The following is a 16,603-nucleotide window of genomic DNA, read 5'->3' as shown; positions in this document are numbered from 1 at the left end:
GGAGCACTTCTCCCTCTCCCGGTTCTTACGGGGAGAGGGTCGGGGTGAGGGGCAGCCACAAGCGAGGAGCAAGCCGAGAGAGGCCCCTCACCCGGATCGCACCGGACGATGCTTCGCATCGCCGGGGGCGACCCGACCTCTCCCCGTAAGAACGGGGAGAGGTAAAAAACTACGCCGCCTTGGCGAGCGTGGCCTTGGTCTCGGCGAAGGCCCAGTCGATCCACTGGGTCAGCAGCGCGACATCACTGGCCTCGACGGTGGCGCCGCACCAGATACGCAGGCCGGCGGGCGCATCGCGATAGTAGGCGAAGTCGTAGCCCGCGCCCTCTTTCTCGACCAGCGCCACCAGCTTCTTGCTGAACTCGGCCTGCACGTCCTCGGAGAGTGAGGTGATCGCGGGATCGGTGAACTTCAGGCACACCGAAGTGTTGGAGCGGATTGCGGCGTCCTTGGCGAGGAAGTCGATCCAAGGCGTCTTAGCCTTCCAGTCGGCGAGCACCTTGGTGTTGGCGTCGGCGCGCGCGATCAACGCCTTCAGGCCGCCGATCGACTTGGCCCAGTTCAGTGCGTCGAGATAATCCTCGACGCAGAGCATCGACGGCGTGTTGATGGTCTCGCCGACGAAAATGCCTTCGTTGATCTTGCCGCCCTTGGTCATGCGGAAAATCTTCGGCAGCGGCCAGGCCGGCTTGTAGGTTTCGAGCCGCTCCACCGCGCGGGGCGACAGGATCAGCATGCCATGCGCGGCTTCGCCGCCGAGCGCCTTCTGCCAGGAGAAGGTGACGACGTCGAGCTTGGCCCAGTCGAGGGGTTGCGCGAACGCGGCCGAGGTGGCGTCGCAGATGGTCAGGCCTTCGCGGGTCGCGCTGATCCAGTCGGCGTTCGGCACGCGCACGCCCGAGGTGGTGCCGTTCCAGGTGAAGACGACGTCGGACTTCGGATCGACCTTGGAGAGGTCGGGGATCTCACCGTAAGCCGCGTTGAGGTTGGTGACGTCCTTGAGCTTCAATTCCTTGACGATGTCGCTGACCCAGCCCTCGCCAAAGGATTCCCAGGCGAGCGTGGTGACGGGCCGCGCACCCAGCATCGACCACAGCGCCATCTCGACCGCGCCGGTATCGGAGGCCGGCACGATGCCGATGCGATAATCAGCGGGCACTTCGAGCACTTCGCGCGTCAAATCGATCGCGAGCTTGAGCTTGGTCTTGCCGACCTTCGCGCGATGCGAACGGCCGAGCGCTGCGTCCTTGAGATTTTGGGCATTCCATCCGGGGCGCTTGGCGCAGGGGCCGGAGGAAAAATGCGGCACGTTCGGCCGCGAAGCGGGCTTCGCTACAGTCATCGTCTACCCTTCCAGATAGTAAGCCTCCCGTTGGGGGGAGGTGTCCCGCCGCGGCTGATACGGGAATCGGGAAGACCAGTCAAGGAAGTTCCGGCGCCTCACGCGCGGGTGATGGCGCCTCCGGTGCGATCTTGGGGGAATCGACCACCGCCAGCGCGTTCAGCAAGCCCGTGGCATCGCTGATCAATTGCGCGGCGCGGCGGCGGCTGCCGACTTTCAAAATGCATTTGTCATTGGCCTGCACGACGTAGTCGTTGCCGACCTTGATCATCGAATAGCTTGTCATCGAAATCCCCGAACCGATCGAGCCCGGTTTCGACGTCCCGTAGCACCGTTCGTTCCTTCACCAACGTGAACGCCGTGACGGTGGTTTATCAGCTCTTAATATGAACGTACGCGCGATCCGATTTCGCTGATCGCGCAAGGCTCATAGCGTGCTGCGTCAAAAGCGGACAGTCATGCCGACGTGACTCGCCGTGAACCCAAGCCGCTTGTAGAAGCGCTGCGCATCTGTTCGCGTCTGATGCGTCAGCAGTTCGACGAGATTGCAACCGCGCGCTTTCGCTTCCGTCACCGCCCATTGCACCAATTGCTCGCCGATGCCGCGGCTGCGGCAATCGGAAGCGACGCGGACGTCTTCGAGCAGACCGCGCAAGCCGCCTTGCGAGCTGAGACCCGGCAGGATCGCGAGCTGCAGGCAGCCGACCACCCTGCCCTCACTCTCGACAACCACAAGCTGGATATTTTGATCGCGCTCGACCCGCGCGAATGCCTCGTAATAGGACGCATGCAACGGGTCTTCCACGCGCTCGCGTGCGCTCCCGAGATGATCGTCGGCGAGCATCGTCACGATCGCAGCAACATCTTCGCGGCGCGCGGGACGAATGGAGACAGATTCGGCGTTCATAAAGTTACTCCTGCCTCAAGCGCGCCTAACGCACCTTGGGTAGCCCGAGAAAGGTCTCGGCTTCGCCGATCCAGCGGCGGATGGCGGCATAGCGACCGAGATCGAAGCCGCCTTCATGCGCGACGCGCGTATAGGCAAGCAGCGAGACGTCGGCAAGCGAAACGTCATCACCGGCGAAGAAGCGGTTTGCCGCCAGATGCTGCTCCATGCGATCGAGCGCCGCGTAGCCGCGCTTGACCTTTTCAGGATCGAGCTCGGAGGCGTCCTTGCCGAGATAGACGAGCTGGAAGCGGCACACCGCGATATAGGGCTCGTGGCTGTATTGTTCCCAGAACAGCCATTCGTCCATCTTGGCGGCAGTGAAGGCGTCGCCCGGAATGAGCGCACTGTCGCGCGCGAGATAGCGGATGATGGCATTGGACTGCGCCAGCGTGCGACCGTCGTCGAAAGCGACGGTGGGCACCTGGCCGGCACCGTTCATCTGGAGGAATTGCGGCGTACGGGTCTCGCCCTTGCGGGTGTCGATCTCGATCCACTCGTAGAGCACCGCGAGCTTGTCGCAGACCCACTTCACCTTCAGACAATTGCCGGAATTGCTATCGCCGTAGATCCGCATCGGTGCCCCCGCGCATTCGGCGACAGAGCATCAGGACGGAAGGAATCTGTCAACAGGAAGCGGGCGACTCAGAACTGGTAGCCAATGCCGACGCGGAAGTTATTCAGGCCGACAGTGATGTCCTTCACGTCCGAGAAGCCGACATGCTCCCATTCGCCGCGAACCAGGATGTTGTTGCAGATCGCGTACTCGACACCGATACCGGCCGTCCATCCGTACATGAAGCTGTTGGTGCGCAGCTCAGTCTTGTTAAACGTACCCGTGTCAATCGTGTCCTGTCGATGGATCGTCGCCGTAACACCGCCCAGGACAATCGACTCGTCATAGTCGTCATGCTTGATGTAGGACACCGTCGCGAATCGCGAAACTTCAGCGCGCCCAATCGCCAGACCGGCGAAGGCATAGGGCATGAAGTCGCCGCCGTCCCAACCGACCCGACCGCGGAAGGTGGCGTAATCCTTCAGCTTTAGCGCAGCACCACCACCGAGTGAAGTGACGTAGGTATAGGTATGGCCCGTTGGCGCCGTCTCACCGTCGAGAATGCGTGTCATGGAATCACTTGCCGAGCTCGATATATTCTTCATGTAGCTGTAATTGGCCTCGACGCCGAACACTGCATCGTAGAGCTGCCAATTGCGGCCGACATAGGCGCCAAACCCGGTCGACTGCACGTGGTTACTCGGCAGCAGCGACCAGCCGCCGACTGGCGCCTCAAGGATGCTGTTGCGAAGCATGAAGTCGGTCATCGTCTTCGGAGCATGACTGAAATCAACATCGGTCGTGGCAAACCCGAACTGGCCGCCAACATAAAAACCGTCCCAGTTGTGGGACGTCTTTGACAGCCCGTCGGTGAAGCTGCCTCGGAGGATGGGAAGATCGGAGAGATCGGCCGCGTGCGCCGCAGAGACCGTCCCCAACATCGCCACCGCCAACAAAAGCCTACGCATCGAACGCTCCATCGAACTCGAACTTTCGCTCGTGATCATGGCCCGTTAACCTTAACCAATGGTTGCGCCGGAGGCTTTCGTCGCCGCCCGCCATGAAAAATACGCAAAGCAAAACGGCGCGGGATGATCCCGCGCCGTTAAGAGAGATTAAGCGATGAGGCTGACGATCAGCCCTTGGTGACGAGCGGCGGCATGTAGGCCGGCGGGCTGTCGAGATTCCAGCGCACACCGAGCTTCAGGTCGTGCGAGGTAATGTCCTTGAACTTGAAAACGTTGCCGGTGGTTGCCCCGGTGTAGGTCGACAAGACACCGGTTTGCCCCTCACCCATATCGACATAGCTGTAGGCCAGTTCGAGAACGAGGTTGGGATTGACCTTGTACGCGAGACCCGCATGGGCAGCCCACGCCAGGTTCCACTTCGAACCGGCTGGTGCGCTCGAGAAGCTCGCCGTCGAGAACGCAAGATCGTTGATGCCGGTATCGGTAAAGTTCGAGATGGAGACGCGTGCGCCGCCAACGCCGGCACCGATGAACGGCGTGATGCACCACCAGGTGCCCAGGTCGACATACGCGTTCGCCAAGACCAGCCATTCGGACTTGGATGCGCTGTAATTATCGATCCCGCTGTAGGGCACGCCGCCCGCGGTTCCGGTGAAACGATCCGTTCCCTTGAAATTCGAATTGCCGCGATACTGCCCGGTCACGTCCGCGCGGAACCAATTGTTGAACCGGTAACCCGCGCCGAGGCCAAAGATGCCGGCGGTGTCGAACGACGACTGCTGATTGAACGAGGTGAGCTGCGAATAGGCGGACTCGCGACCGTAGTGGAGATCGCTCGTCTTCTGATTGCTGAAGCCGACGTCGCCGCGCAGGTACCAGCCACCGAAGTCGGCGGGCGGAGCCGGGGGCGCGTACATCGGAGGGGGCGCCGCGATCGGCATGTCGGCGGCGAACGCCATCGAGGAGATCAGGGTTGCCGCACCCGCGGCAAGGAGAGACTTAACGCTACGCATTGGCTTCGTCCTTTTGGCCGGTGAGGCAATACGGCGCCTCACGTTCTGGAAACTCACGGCCCGGACGATGCCAGCAAATGTTTAAGCGCCACTTAACCCTAATTTTTAAGGTTGATTTTTTCTCAACTCGGACGCGCGGGCGGCGCGAGCGTTGCAAAAATGCAGCGCCAAATGCGACGCCGTCGCCGCATTTCCTAACGATGTATGAAGCCGCGTTGCAGCAAGTCAGGATATGTTAACGCGCGTGCCGCGGCAGCTTGGGCAGGAACACCGCAAGCAGGCCGATCGCCGGCAGATAGGCGCAAACCTGGTAGACGAACGCGATCGAGGTGTGGTCCGCGAGCTTGCCGAGCACGGCGGCGCCCAGGCCGCCGATGCCGAAGGCGACACCGAAGAACACGCCGGAGATCATGCCGAAGCGGTGCGGGACCAGCTCCTGCGCGAACACGATGATCGACGACGTCGTCGAGGAGATGATCAGGCCGATGATCACGGACAGCACCGCGCTCGCATAGAGCCCGGCATAGGGCAGCGCCAGCGTGAACGGCAGCGCCCCCAGGATCGAGATCCAGATCACGATCTTGCGGCCGAAGCGATCGCCCAGGGGACCACCGAGAAAAGCGCCGACCGCGTTCGCTGCGAGGAAAATGAAGAGATACATCTGCGCGGCTTGCGTCGACACGCCGAAGCGGTCGATCAGATAGAAGATGTAGTAGCTCGACAGGCTCGAGACGTAGAGCTGCTTCGAGAACAGCAGCGCGACCAGCACGAGGAGCGCAACGACGACGCGACGCGAATTCGGCGCGTCGGGATGGGCTTGATCCACCGCCGTCTTCTTCGCCTTGATCTGCGGTTCGTACCAGCGGCCGATGCGCCAGAGGATGAGGATCGCAAGGAAGGCGATCGAGGAGAACCAGGCGATGCTGCCCTGCCCGAACGGCACGACGATGAGCGCGGCGAGCACCGGTCCCATCGAGGTGCCAAAACTGCCGCCGAGCTGGAACACCGATTGCGCAAAACCGTAGCGGCCGCCGGAGGCGAGCCGCGCGATGCGCGCCGACTCCGGGTGAAACACCGCCGAGCCGAGGCCGACCAGAGCGGCTGCGACGAGGATGACGAGATATTGGTGGGCGGCGCTGAGCAGCAACAGACCGAAGAAGGTCGAGGCCATGCCGATCGACAGCGAATAGGGCTGCGCCTTCTTGTCGGTGTAGTGGCCGACCACCGGCTGGAGCAGCGAGGCCGTGAACTGGAAGGCCAGCGTGATCATGCCGATCTGCGCGAAGTCGAGCGCATAGGTGTCCTTCAGGATCGGATACACCGAGGCGATCAGCGACTGCATGGTGTCGTTGAGGAAGTGCGAGAAGCTGATGCCGGCCAGCACGACATAGGCCGGCCCCGCGGCACCTTTGGCGCCGGGCTCGACGTCGCTGACGAGGACGGGCTCCGTCAGTGTTTCCTCTGAGACGACGACAGGCTTGTTCACTGGAGCATCCCGGCGGGCGCGGCAGATTGCCGCGACAAGCTAGTTACGATGCGCGCGGCGACCGATCCACCGCCAAACACCCATGGCTGGAATGCGCTTCGCCAGATTTCGCGGCCAAACTGCGGCCTGCATGGTTCGAGACGCCCGCCTGTGGCGGGCTCCTCACCATGAGGGTCTACGTCTTCGCCTGGAAGCAAAACCTCATCCTGAGGAGCCCGCGAAAGCGGGCATCTCGAAGGATGGCTGCGAGTTCAGGCCGCGGCGTTCCCGAGCGCCGAGACGATGGTATCGACGACGTCCTCGACCAGGATGCGATCCTCGCCCTCGCCCATGACGCGGATCACCGGCTCGGTGCCGGAGGAGCGGATCAGCAGGCGGCCGTGGCCGTTGAGCCGCTGCTCGCCGTCGGAGATCGCCGACTTGACGTCGGAATTGTCGAGCGGCTTGCCGCCTTTATAACGGACGTTCTTCAGGATCTGCGGCAGCGGATCGAAGCGGTGGCAGACTTCCGACACCGGCCGGCGCAGCTTCTGCACCACGGCAAGCACCTGCAATGCGGCCACGAAGCCGTCCCCGGTGGTGGCGTAGTCGGACAGGATGATGTGGCCGGACTGCTCGCCACCGAGATTGTAGCCGCCGTTCAGCATCTGCTCGAGCACGTAGCGATCGCCGACCGGCGTGCGCACGAGATCGAGCCCCTGCGCATTGAGGAATCGCTCGAGCCCGAGGTTCGACATCACGGTGGCGACGATGCCCGATCGCGACAGCCGACCGTCTTCCTTCCAGCTCTGCGCGATCACCGCGAGCAGCTGGTCGCCGTCGACGATGTGGCCGCGCTCGTCGACCAGGATGACGCGATCGGCGTCACCGTCGAGCGCGATACCGATGTCGGCGCGCATCTCGCGCACCTTCTTCGACAGCGCTTCGGGCGAGGTGGAGCCGCATTCCTTGTTGATGTTGAAGCCGTCGGGCTCGACCCCGATCGGAATCACGTCGGCACCCAGCTCCCACAGCGCTTCCGGCACCACCTTGTAGGCGGCGCCATTGGCGCAATCGACCACGACGCGCAAGCCGTCGAGCGACAGATCGCGCGGCAGCGTGCGCTTGGCGAATTCGATGTAGCGGTCATGCACGCCGTCGATGCGGCGGGCGCGGCCGAGACTGGCGCTCTGGGCGAGACGCTTGTCGATGGGCTCATCGAGCAGCTGCTCGATCTGCTTCTCGACGTCGTCGGAGAGCTTGAAGCCCTGCGGCCCGAACAGCTTGATGCCGTTGTCCTCGAACAGATTATGCGAGGCGGAGATCATCACGCCGAGATCGGCGCGCATCGACTTGGTCAGCATCGCGACCGCCGGCGTCGGCATCGGGCCGACCAGCAGCACGTCCATGCCGACCGAAGTGAAGCCCGCGACCATCGCGTATTCGATCATGTAGCCGGACAGGCGGGTGTCCTTGCCGATCACGACCCTGTGGCGGTGGTCACCGCGCTGAAACGCCAGGCCTGCGGCCTGGCCGACCTTGAGCGCGAGCTCCGGCGTGATCAGTCCGTTGGCGCGGCCCCGGATCCCGTCCGTCCCGAAATATTTGCGGCTCATATCGTCCCCCACGCAACAACCAGGGATCCCCAGCGCAACCTCCGGGTGCCCAAGCGGGACCCGCATCCCTGATTTGCTGAGGTCTTATAGAGCCATCACGGCTAACTTGGCTTCAAAAAATATGATGAATCATTACGGAACCGGGCGGCTCCCGGCCCCAATAACGTCTTGTTAACATTATATTTCCGTTGAAGATACTGGAACAGGGCGGAACCGGCACCTAGTCCGAGCGCTTCACATGGCCGTCCGCGCGGCCCGGCGCCGGCTGGGTGACACTGACGGGATCGGAGCCCGGAAAGGTCTCTTCCAGACCCTCCTCCAGCGCTTCCTCGAGATCATGCTTCTCCTTGATCTCCTCCGGCGTCGGTCCGGTGTGCGGCCTGGTCATGGCGCCCTCCTCTCCACAAAGGATTTGCAAACGATTTGGCTGTGCATCCAACCATGCTAGATGACCCCTCGATCTTCCGATGCAAGAGTCTTCCCATACAAGACTCTTCCGACAAGACGGGCCGGGAAACGTTCATGAAGCACATCACCTGTATCGACGATCTTCGCACACTGCATCAGCGCCGCGTGCCGAAGGCGTTCTTCGATTATTGCGACCGCGGCTCCTACGCCGAGGAAACGCTGCGCGCCAACCGCGAAGACATGCAGGCGATCAAGTTCCGCCAGCGCATTCTGGTCGACGTCTCCAAACGCGACACCGCGACCACGATCCTCGGCGAGCCCTCGACCATGCCGCTGATCCTCGCGCCGGTGGGCCTGCTCGGCATGCAGCATGGCGATGGCGAGATCCATGCCTGCCGTGCCGCGCAAGCGGCCGGTATCCCGTTCACGCAGTCGACGATGTCGATCTGCTCGATCGAGGACATCGCGGCCAATGTCGAGAAGCCGTTCTGGTTCCAGCTCTACGTGATGAAGGACCGCGGCTTCATCAAGGAGTTGATCCAGCGCGCGATCGCGGCGAAATGCTCCGCGCTGGTGCTGACCGTCGATCTCCAGGTCATCGGCCAGCGCCACCAGGACATCAAGAACGGCATGACGATCCCCCCCGAGTGGACGATGTCTAAATTTCTGGATTTCGCCACAAAGCCCGCGTGGGTCTCCGGCGTGCTGCGGGGCAAGCGCCGTACCTTCGGCAACATCGCCGGCCACGTGAAGAACACCGAGGACCTCAATCGCCTCGCCGAATGGACCGCCTCGCAGTTCGACACGTCGTTGAACTGGAAGGACGTCGAGTGGGTCCGCAGCATCTGGCCGGGCAAGCTGATCATCAAGGGCATTCTGGACGTCGAGGACGCCGAGGAAGCCGCCAAGACCGGCGCGCAGGCTCTCGTCGTCTCGAACCATGGCGGCCGTCAGCTCGACGGCGCGCCGTCATCGATCGAGGTGCTGCCCGAGATCGCCGAGGCGGTCGGTGACAGGATGGAGATCATGTTCGACGGCGGCATCCGCTCCGGCCAGGACGTGATGCGCGCGCTCGCGCTCGGCGCGAAGTCCTGCATGATCGGCCGCGCCTACGCCTATGGCCTTGGCGCCGGCGGCCAGGCCGGCGTCGCCAAGGCGATCGACATCATCCAGAAGGAGCTGCTCACCACCATGGGCCTGTGCGGCGTCAACCGGATTGACGAAATCGACGAACATATCATCGCGATGTGAACCGCAGCGGCAGTGCCGTAGGGCGGGCAAAGCGAAGCGTGCCCACCAATTCGCAAATCGTAGGGTGGGCACGGCGCTTCGCGCCTTTGCCCACCCTAAGATTTCAGCGTTCGCCCTCACATCGGCGGCGTCACCCCGTCGCGGCCGACATTCACCCGGTTGGCCTCAAGCGAACCATCGTCCTTCTTCACCGCGCCGAAAATGATCAGCTTGGCGCCGGGCTTGAGCTCGGATTTGTCGCTGGCGACGAAGGTGACGATCGGCGTGTCCGGCGGCACCACGACTTTCTTCTCGCCGTCCTTGTACTTGACCGTGATGTTCTGGCCGTCGGTGCCCTTCACCGTCTGCGCCACGGTGGCGTTGGTCATGGTCGAGTTGGCGCGCGCGTCCCAGGGACGAAAACCTTCGGCCGCGCCGCGCTGGTTTTCGGGGAAGATGTGCACCGCGATCGCCTTCTGGGTGCCGTCGGGCTCGGGCAGGCCGGTGACGCCGATATAGGAGCCGTCCTTGATCTCCGACAACGACGTCTTCACCACCGCGAAGACGGCGACGTTGTCGGTCATGCGCACCTTCACGTCGGTTCCTTCGCGGGTCTTGATGCCGAGCGTGTTGCCGTCGACGCTCTCGATGGTGCCGCGGATGCGGACCGTCGGCGTCTGCTGCGCCAGGGCGGATGACGTGACGATGCAGGCGGCGAACGCGGCCACGCCGAGGCGTGATATCCAGGTTCTCTTCGACATGTTGTTATTCTCCATTTACATCGGCGGCGTCAGGCCGTCGCGGCCGACGCTGACGCGGTTGGTTTCGAATGAGCCGTCCGGCAGCTGCTTCATGAAGGCGATCACCTTGGCGCCGGCCTTCAGATCGGATCTGTCGCCGGGGACAAAGGTCACCACCGGCGTATTGTCGGCGACGAACACCTTCTTCTCGCCGTCCTTGTACTTGACCAGCAGCGTATGGCCGTCATTGCCGACCACGCTCTCCGACACGGTCGCATTGGTCATGCTGGAATTGGGCTTGAGGTCATAGGGTCGCGAGCCCTCGCCGGTGCCGCGCATGCTCTCCGGAAACACGTGCACCTCGACCGCGTTCGCGCCTCCGTCCGGTCCCGGCACGGTGGTGGCGCCGACGAAGGAGCCGGGCTTGATGTCGGCAAGTGAAATCCTGGTAATGCCCGACACGTTCACGTCGGAGGCGATGTGCAGCTTGACATCCTCGCCGCTGCGCGCCTTGACCTGAATCGTGTCGCCATTGACGCTTTCGATCGTGCCTCGCACGCGCGTCGGCACCGGCGCCCTTTGCGCAAGGGCCGAGAGGGTCGAGACGGCCACCATCGCGACGGCGATGAGCGGACGTGTGAAAGTTGCACGTTGAACAGACATGATGGTCTCCGATTGCGCCCTATTGTCCCTACGGACATAGAACTCCGGAGATTACGCGCTATTCTCTCAAGTCTTTGTGAGATCGGCCTCGACCAGCGCACGCAGCTCGGCCGTGACCTGCGGCCGCTGGCCGAACCACAGCTCGAAGCCGCGGACCGCCTGATGCAGCAGCATGCCGAGCCCGTCGGCGGTCTTCAACCCGCGCGCCTGTGCGGCCGCCAGCAGCGGCGTCACCAGCGGGACATAGACGAGATCGGCGATCACGGCGCCATCCGGCAGGCGCGCCACTTTAAGGTCGAGTGAAGGCTGACCGTGCATGCCGAGCGAGGTCGTGTTCACGAGAAGTTTTGCACGCGGCAGAATGTGGTCGATGCCATCCCACGCAACAGGATGCACCTTCGGCCCGAACTGCCTTGCAAGCATCTCGGCCCGGCCGACGGTGCGATTGGCGAGATGGACGCGCTTGATGCCGCGTTCAAGCAACCCGAACACGATGGCGCGCGAGGAGCCGCCGGCGCCGAGCACCAGCGCCTCGCTGGCTGCGTCCCAGCCGGGCGCGCTGGCATCGAGATTGCCGATAAAGCCCTCGACGTCGGTGTTGGTCGAGCGCAGCTCGCCGTCCGCAAACCACAGCGTGTTGGCCGCACCGACCGCTCGCGCGCGGGCATCGGGCGTCGACAGCTCGAGCACGCCTTCCTTGTGCGGGATGGTGACGTTGGCGCCGACGAAGCCGCGCAGCGACAGCCGCAGGACGAAGTCACGCAAATTATCGGGTGGAACCGCCTCGATGACATAGCCGCCCTCGATCCCGAGCGTGCGCAGCCAGTATCGATGGATCAGCGGCGAGCGCGAATGCGCGGCCGGCCATCCGATCAGACAGGCTGCGGGAGCCTTGGTCACGGTCGTCCTCCCCTGGGGTGGTTTCGGAGGCGATCCATTTCGCGTCCCGCAGGCGCTGTCAAGCGCGCGGGGCCGTCTCGGGAGAGGCTCGACGTCAGGTCGTGCCCGCCTCACCACCCGCGGGCAGCGCCGCGCCGCCCTTGATGTCGGCGACCGCACGCGCGATGGTCTCGCGATAGCGCGCGCGTGGCGGCGTGACGCCATGGGTGAGCAGCGCACGGCGGACCGCAGGCGACGCCCCTGTGATGAACAGCCGGATGCCCTGGCGGTGGGCCTTGGCGGCGACGCGGCCGAGCACGTTGGCCGCGGTCGAATCCAGGAACGGCACGTCGGCGAAATCGACCACAAAACCCTTGCGCTTGTCGGCGATGCCGTCGAGCACGCTGCCGATCGCCGAGGCCGCGCCGAAGAAGAACGCGCCGGTGATGCGATAGACCAGCACGTCGCGATCGACCGCGAGTGCGGGGTCGTAAGGCACGCGCCCGCCATTATCATCATCGGGACGATCGGCGGCCACCAGTGGCGATCGTTCCTCGATGCCCGTCATTTCCGCCATGCGATGGATGAACAGGACCGCGCCAAGCGCGAAGCCAACCAGAATGCCCTCGGTCAGATCGCGGAAGATGGTGAGCAGGAAGGTTGCGAGCAGCACGACGGCATCGCCCCATGACGAGCGAAGGAGCGTCGCGAATTCGTGCTTCTCCGCCATGGTCCAGGCCACCACGACGAGCACGGCGGCGAGCGCGGCCAGCGGGATGTAGCTCGCGAGCGGCGCTGCGATCAGCATGAACAGCAGCAGGAAAACCGAATGCAGCATGCCCGCGAGCGGCCCCCGCGCGCCGGCGCGGATGTTGGTCGCCGTGCGCGCGATCAGCCCCGTGACACAGATGCCGCCGAACACCGCCGCGCCGACATTGGCGGCACCTTGCGCCACCAGCTCGCAATTGGAGCGGTGACGGCGTCCGGTCATGCCGTCGGCCACCACCGCCGACAGCAGCGATTCGATGGCGGCGAGCAGTGCGAAGGAGATCGCATCGGGCAGCACGGCGGTCGCCTTCGCGAGCGAGAATGCAGGCAAGGCTGGCGAGGGCAGTTCCCGCGGAATGCCGCCGAAGCGCGATCCGACGGTCTCGACCGGCAGCGACAGCACGGCACATGCGACCGCCGCGAGCACGACCGCGATCAGGATACCGGGCCAGGACGGCAGCCAGCGTCGCAGGCCGGCGATGATGGCAATGCTGACGATCGCAGCCGCGACGGCCGACGGATTGACGGTGTGCAGGCCCCCGGCAAGCGCGACGAGTTTCGGGACGAATTCGCTGGGCTCCTTCGCGAGGAGCGTGATCCCGCCGAGATCGCGCAGCTGGCTGGCGAAGATGATGACGGCGATGCCGGCCGTGAAGCCAACCGTCACAGGATATGGAATGAACTTGATATAGGTGCCGATCCGCAGGAAGCCCGCAGCGATCAGGAACAGGCCCGCCATCAGCGTGGCCAGGACCACGCCGTCAACCCCGTGACGGTCGGCGGTCGCCGCAACCAGCACAATGAAGGCGCCGGCCGGACCGCCGATCTGGAATCGGCTGCCGCCGAGCAGTGACGCAATGAAGCCGCCGACAACAGCGGTGTAGAGTCCGCGGTCCGGCGTCACGCCCGAGGCGATCGCGATCGCCATCGACAACGGCAGCGCGACGATCGCGACCGTGAGGCCCGCGAACACATCGGCACGGAAATCCGATAAGCCATAGCCCTCGCGCCATACGGTGACGAGCTTTGGCAGATAGAGTTCGGTAAAGGTCGGCCGACGAGGCTGGTGCAGCTTGCCTGCGTGTTCGCCTGTGATGCTCATTTCAGCAAAATGCTCCGCTGCCCACAACGCTCCGATGCATCGTGCGGCCGCGTATCGGGGCGCGACGGTGCGTTAGTTAAGACTGCTCCCGAGCATGATCATTGCGGGATCATGCTCCCACCCGACGCGGCGGCCCCGGCTCCTTGAGCCGAACGCCACGTCCGCCGCCTTCGCTGCGCGCCTGTTCGCCGATCAGCTCGACGCCGGCGCGATCAAAGGCTTCGACCACTTTCATCAAGGTCTCGACCACGCCGCGGACATTGCCGGTGCTCGCCTCCATCCGCTGAATGGTCGGCAGCGAAACGCCTGCGAGCTCCGCCAAGGCCCTCTGGTCAATGCCGAGCAGCGCACGCGCTGCCCGCATCTGGAACGACGTGATCACCTTGGCCTCACCTATGAAAGATTATAAATGATGTCTGGAGCATGCACAATGATGTAAAATACATCATAAACGACCGAACGCAAGGGGAAGCTCGCCATGCGAGCCATCCGTCTCCACCGTCGTTGCGAGGAGCGAAGCGACGAAGCAATCCAGAATTCCTCCGCGGAAAGACTGGATTGCTTCCGCCTTCGCTAAAGCTTCGGCGGACAAGTCGCTGCGCTCACAATGACGGTTGGGAGGAGCAGCGTGAGTCCAACCTTCGCCACGCCCATTGTGAAGCCCGTCACCCCACCCCTCTCCCCGTAAGAACGGCGAGAGGGAGTGAGACAGTGATGCGTCCCTTACTTCGGCAGACCGATCACGCCGCGTGCTGATGCGCTGCGATGATCTGGTCGGCGGCGCGCCCCGTGACTTCGGCCATGTGGTCGAACTGGCGGGTGAAGCTGCCGGCGCCTGCCGTGGCCGAGCGCAACTCAACGATCAATTCGCCGATCTCGGCTTCCGGCATCATGGCGCGGACGCAGTCCCATCCGCTCCAGCCGTCGCGGGTGTCAAAGCCGAGGATCTGGCCGCGCCGTGCCGACAGAATCGCATTGATCTTGGCGGTGGCGTCGGTCGGGCAGACGATCTCGACCACATGGATCGGCTCCAGCAGCACCGACTGGCATTGCGGCAGGCCCTCGGTGAGCCCGACCCGCGCCGCCGTGCGGAAGGCGAGGTCGGAGGAATCGACGCTATGATAGGAGCCGTCGGTCAGCGTCACCTGCAAATCGGTGACCGGGAAACCGAGCGGGCCGCGGGCGAGCCCGTCGATGACCCCCTCTTCCACCGCGCCGATGTAGTTGCGCGGCACCGCGCCGCCGACCACCTTCTCGGCGAACTTGAAGCCCTCGCCGCGCGGCAGCGGCCTAATGTCGAGCACGACATCGCCGAACTGGCCATGCCCGCCGGACTGTTTCTTGTGGCGGCCGCGCTGGACGATCGGCTTGCGGATGGTTTCCTGATAGCCGATCGCGGGGGGATGCGAAGCGACCTTGACGCCGAAACGATCGCGCAGCCGCTCGCTCGCGACGCGCAAGTGCATCTCGCCCTGACCCCACAGCACAGTGTCGTGGGTCTGCGCGTTCATCACGAAGACGAGCGAGGGGTCCTCCTCGTGCAGCCGCATCAGTGCCTGGCCGAGCTTGACGTCGTCCTTGCGGTCGGTGGCCGCAACCGAGATCGCGAGCACCGGCGGAGTGGGTTCTACGGCGGTGAGCGCTGCCGGCTGGATCTTGCCGCTCGAGACCGTGTCGCCGGTCTTGATCGGGTCGAGCTTGGCGAGCGCCACCGTATCGCCGGCTTCCGCCGCGGTACGCTTGGTGTCGTAGGCCCCCGTGACGGCGAGGATGCCGGAGATGCGGCTGGCCCCTCCGGAGGAGGATTGCAGCGTGGCACCGTCGTCGAGATGGCCGGCGAGCATGCGCGTCAGCGACAGCTTGCCGCCGTGCTGCGAATGCAACGTCTTGAAGACGAAGCCGAGGGCGTCCCTCGTTTCGGGAACGCCGAGACGTTTTGCCGTTTCCGCGATACCGGGCGCCTCGTGGCGCAACGCTTTCATCAAACGCAGCACGCCGTTTTCGCGTGCGGCGGCGCCCAGCAGCACGGGGCAGATCAGCCCGTCGCGCAATTCGCGGGCGAGATCGTCAAACACGGCATCGCGCGGCGGCTGGATGTCCTCGAGCAGCTGCTCCATCAGCGCATCGTCGTGATCGGCGAGCTTCTCCAGCATCGAAAAGCGGGCCTCCTTCTCGCGATCGAGATCGCCGCCTTGGAGCGCGACCACTTCGGAGGCCTTGTGCTCGCGGTAAATGAACGCACGCTCCAGCGCGAGATCGACGAAGCCCTCGATCAACTCGTCCTTCCAGATCGGGATCTGGCGCAGCACCAGCGGTACGCGCGAGGCGGGCTGGAGCATCTCGAGCGTCTCGCGGATGCGCTTGTTGGCGCGGTCGATCTTGTTGAGGAACAGAAAACGCGGGATCTTCAGCTCCTCCAGCTCGCGCAGGATGATCTGAAGCTGCGGCAGCTTCTTCTCGTCGGCTTCGCAGACCACGATTGCGGCATCGACCGCGGGCAGCGCGGCGCGCATGTCGTGGGCAAATTCGACGGAACCGGGACAATCGAGGAAGGTGTAGCTGTCGCCCATGAAACTCGTGGTGACGGCAGTCAGCCCGACGGTCATCTTGTGATGACGGGCCTCTGGCGTGGCGTCGCCGACGGAGGTTCCGGCATCGACGCTGCCGGCGCGCGGGATTGCGCCCGTTCGCGCCAGGATGGCTTCGAGAAGTGTGGTTTTACCGCTTTGGAAAGGGCCCACCAGCGCGATGCACCGTGGACCTCGGGGACTTCTGACGTCTTGTCCCATTCGCCGCCTCCTTGGTGTGGAGCTCGGCCCATGATTGGGTCGGCAAACGCTGATGCTCTGCCCGTCCCCGAGATTTGGCAAGCATCAAAAATCGCTGCGGTGCGTCGTCGGTATTTCC

General features: G+C 64.0%; 16 protein-coding genes. 1 reads left to right on the top strand and 15 read right to left on the bottom strand.

Annotated elements, in window-relative coordinates:
* Positions 1-169: 169 nt before the first annotated feature.
* The 9 genes from RX329_RS06405 to RX329_RS06365 form a co-directional block, all read right to left on the bottom strand.
* Positions 170-1,342 (bottom strand): phosphoserine transaminase, encoded by a 1,173-nt coding sequence (locus RX329_RS06405; RefSeq protein ID WP_085360559.1) that lies wholly within the window; start codon positions 1,340-1,342, stop codon positions 170-172.
* Between the two features lie 79 nt (positions 1,343-1,421).
* Complete coding sequence (locus RX329_RS06400) at positions 1,422-1,613, bottom strand: hypothetical protein (protein ID WP_240543165.1); 192 nt, start codon at positions 1,611-1,613, stop codon at positions 1,422-1,424.
* Positions 1,614-1,784: 171 nt separating this feature from the next.
* A complete protein-coding gene (locus tag RX329_RS06395; protein ID WP_018453559.1) occupies positions 1,785-2,249 on the bottom strand; it encodes a GNAT family N-acetyltransferase in 465 nt (154 codons plus the stop codon).
* Positions 2,250-2,274: 25 nt separating this feature from the next.
* Positions 2,275-2,865: a glutathione S-transferase family protein gene (locus RX329_RS06390; protein ID WP_018453558.1), complete on the bottom strand. Its 591-nt coding sequence runs from the start codon at positions 2,863-2,865 to the stop codon at positions 2,275-2,277.
* A 68-nt stretch (positions 2,866-2,933) separates the two neighbouring features.
* Positions 2,934-3,851, bottom strand: a complete 918-nt coding sequence (locus tag RX329_RS06385) for an outer membrane protein (RefSeq protein WP_085348794.1) — start codon at positions 3,849-3,851, stop codon at positions 2,934-2,936.
* A gap of 128 nt (positions 3,852-3,979) precedes the next feature.
* Positions 3,980-4,825, bottom strand: a complete 846-nt coding sequence (locus RX329_RS06380) for an outer membrane protein (protein WP_240543166.1) — start codon at positions 4,823-4,825, stop codon at positions 3,980-3,982.
* 235 nt (positions 4,826-5,060) lie between these two features.
* Entirely contained in the window at positions 5,061-6,311 is a 1,251-nt protein-coding gene (locus tag RX329_RS06375; RefSeq protein ID WP_085383819.1) for an MFS transporter, read from the bottom strand.
* A gap of 251 nt (positions 6,312-6,562) precedes the next feature.
* Positions 6,563-7,906, bottom strand: a complete 1,344-nt coding sequence (gene glmM, locus RX329_RS06370) for a phosphoglucosamine mutase (RefSeq protein WP_085348797.1) — start codon at positions 7,904-7,906, stop codon at positions 6,563-6,565.
* 220 nt (positions 7,907-8,126) lie between these two features.
* The gene (locus RX329_RS06365; RefSeq protein ID WP_162847257.1) at positions 8,127-8,294 is read right to left on the bottom strand and encodes a hypothetical protein; all 168 of its coding nucleotides are present in this window, start codon (positions 8,292-8,294) and stop codon (positions 8,127-8,129) included.
* Positions 8,295-8,428: 134 nt separating this feature from the next.
* On the opposite strand from RX329_RS06365, the gene RX329_RS06360 reads away from it, so the two are divergent.
* Positions 8,429-9,565 (top strand): alpha-hydroxy acid oxidase, encoded by a 1,137-nt coding sequence (locus RX329_RS06360; RefSeq protein ID WP_018453552.1) that lies wholly within the window; start codon positions 8,429-8,431, stop codon positions 9,563-9,565.
* Between the two features lie 116 nt (positions 9,566-9,681).
* On the opposite strand, the gene RX329_RS06355 is transcribed toward RX329_RS06360, so the two are convergent.
* From RX329_RS06355 to RX329_RS06330, 6 genes are all read right to left on the bottom strand, one after another.
* On the bottom strand, positions 9,682-10,305 hold the full coding sequence (locus tag RX329_RS06355; RefSeq protein WP_026232553.1) for a hypothetical protein: 624 nt from the start codon (positions 10,303-10,305) through the stop codon (positions 9,682-9,684).
* Between the two features lie 15 nt (positions 10,306-10,320).
* On the bottom strand, positions 10,321-10,947 hold the full coding sequence (locus RX329_RS06350; protein ID WP_085360564.1) for a hypothetical protein: 627 nt from the start codon (positions 10,945-10,947) through the stop codon (positions 10,321-10,323).
* Positions 10,948-11,013: 66 nt separating this feature from the next.
* The gene (locus RX329_RS06345; RefSeq protein WP_085383817.1) at positions 11,014-11,847 is read right to left on the bottom strand and encodes a shikimate dehydrogenase; all 834 of its coding nucleotides are present in this window, start codon (positions 11,845-11,847) and stop codon (positions 11,014-11,016) included.
* A gap of 94 nt (positions 11,848-11,941) precedes the next feature.
* The gene (locus tag RX329_RS06340) at positions 11,942-13,696 is read right to left on the bottom strand and encodes a SulP family inorganic anion transporter (RefSeq protein ID WP_085360568.1); all 1,755 of its coding nucleotides are present in this window, start codon (positions 13,694-13,696) and stop codon (positions 11,942-11,944) included.
* A 109-nt stretch (positions 13,697-13,805) separates the two neighbouring features.
* The gene (locus RX329_RS06335; protein ID WP_007614761.1) at positions 13,806-14,078 is read right to left on the bottom strand and encodes a helix-turn-helix domain-containing protein; all 273 of its coding nucleotides are present in this window, start codon (positions 14,076-14,078) and stop codon (positions 13,806-13,808) included.
* Between the two features lie 358 nt (positions 14,079-14,436).
* Positions 14,437-16,485, bottom strand: coding sequence for an elongation factor G (locus RX329_RS06330; RefSeq protein WP_085360570.1), 2,049 nt, complete (start codon positions 16,483-16,485; stop codon positions 14,437-14,439).
* Positions 16,486-16,603 lie beyond the last annotated feature (118 nt).

The organism is Bradyrhizobium sp. BWC-3-1 (genome assembly GCF_032917965.1).
Classification (GTDB): Bacteria; Pseudomonadota; Alphaproteobacteria; order Rhizobiales; family Xanthobacteraceae; genus Bradyrhizobium; species Bradyrhizobium canariense_D.
The sequence above is the reverse complement of the archived record's forward strand: the minus strand, read 5'-3'. Positions and strand labels throughout refer to the sequence as shown.

Excerpts from the sequence above, each read along its gene's own strand:
- RX329_RS06405 (WP_085360559.1), bottom strand. The coding sequence starts at position 1,342 with ATGACTGTAGCGAAGCCCGCTTCGCGGCCGAACGTGCCGCATTTTTCC.
- RX329_RS06400 (WP_240543165.1), bottom strand. The coding sequence starts at position 1,613 with ATGATCAAGGTCGGCAACGACTACGTCGTGCAGGCCAATGACAAATGC.
- RX329_RS06395 (WP_018453559.1), bottom strand. The coding sequence starts at position 2,249 with ATGAACGCCGAATCTGTCTCCATTCGTCCCGCGCGCCGCGAAGATGTT.
- RX329_RS06390 (WP_018453558.1), bottom strand. The coding sequence starts at position 2,865 with ATGCGGATCTACGGCGATAGCAATTCCGGCAATTGTCTGAAGGTGAAG.
- RX329_RS06385 (WP_085348794.1), bottom strand. The coding sequence starts at position 3,851 with ATGATCACGAGCGAAAGTTCGAGTTCGATGGAGCGTTCGATGCGTAGG.
- RX329_RS06380 (WP_240543166.1), bottom strand. The coding sequence starts at position 4,825 with ATGCGTAGCGTTAAGTCTCTCCTTGCCGCGGGTGCGGCAACCCTGATC.
- glmM (WP_085348797.1), bottom strand. The coding sequence starts at position 7,906 with ATGAGCCGCAAATATTTCGGGACGGACGGGATCCGGGGCCGCGCCAAC.
- RX329_RS06365 (WP_162847257.1), bottom strand. The coding sequence starts at position 8,294 with ATGACCAGGCCGCACACCGGACCGACGCCGGAGGAGATCAAGGAGAAG.
- RX329_RS06360 (WP_018453552.1), top strand. The coding sequence starts at position 8,429 with ATGAAGCACATCACCTGTATCGACGATCTTCGCACACTGCATCAGCGC.
- RX329_RS06355 (WP_026232553.1), bottom strand. The coding sequence starts at position 10,305 with ATGTCGAAGAGAACCTGGATATCACGCCTCGGCGTGGCCGCGTTCGCC.
- RX329_RS06350 (WP_085360564.1), bottom strand. The coding sequence starts at position 10,947 with ATGTCTGTTCAACGTGCAACTTTCACACGTCCGCTCATCGCCGTCGCG.
- RX329_RS06340 (WP_085360568.1), bottom strand. The coding sequence starts at position 13,696 with ATGAGCATCACAGGCGAACACGCAGGCAAGCTGCACCAGCCTCGTCGG.
- RX329_RS06330 (WP_085360570.1), bottom strand. The coding sequence starts at position 16,485 with ATGGGACAAGACGTCAGAAGTCCCCGAGGTCCACGGTGCATCGCGCTG.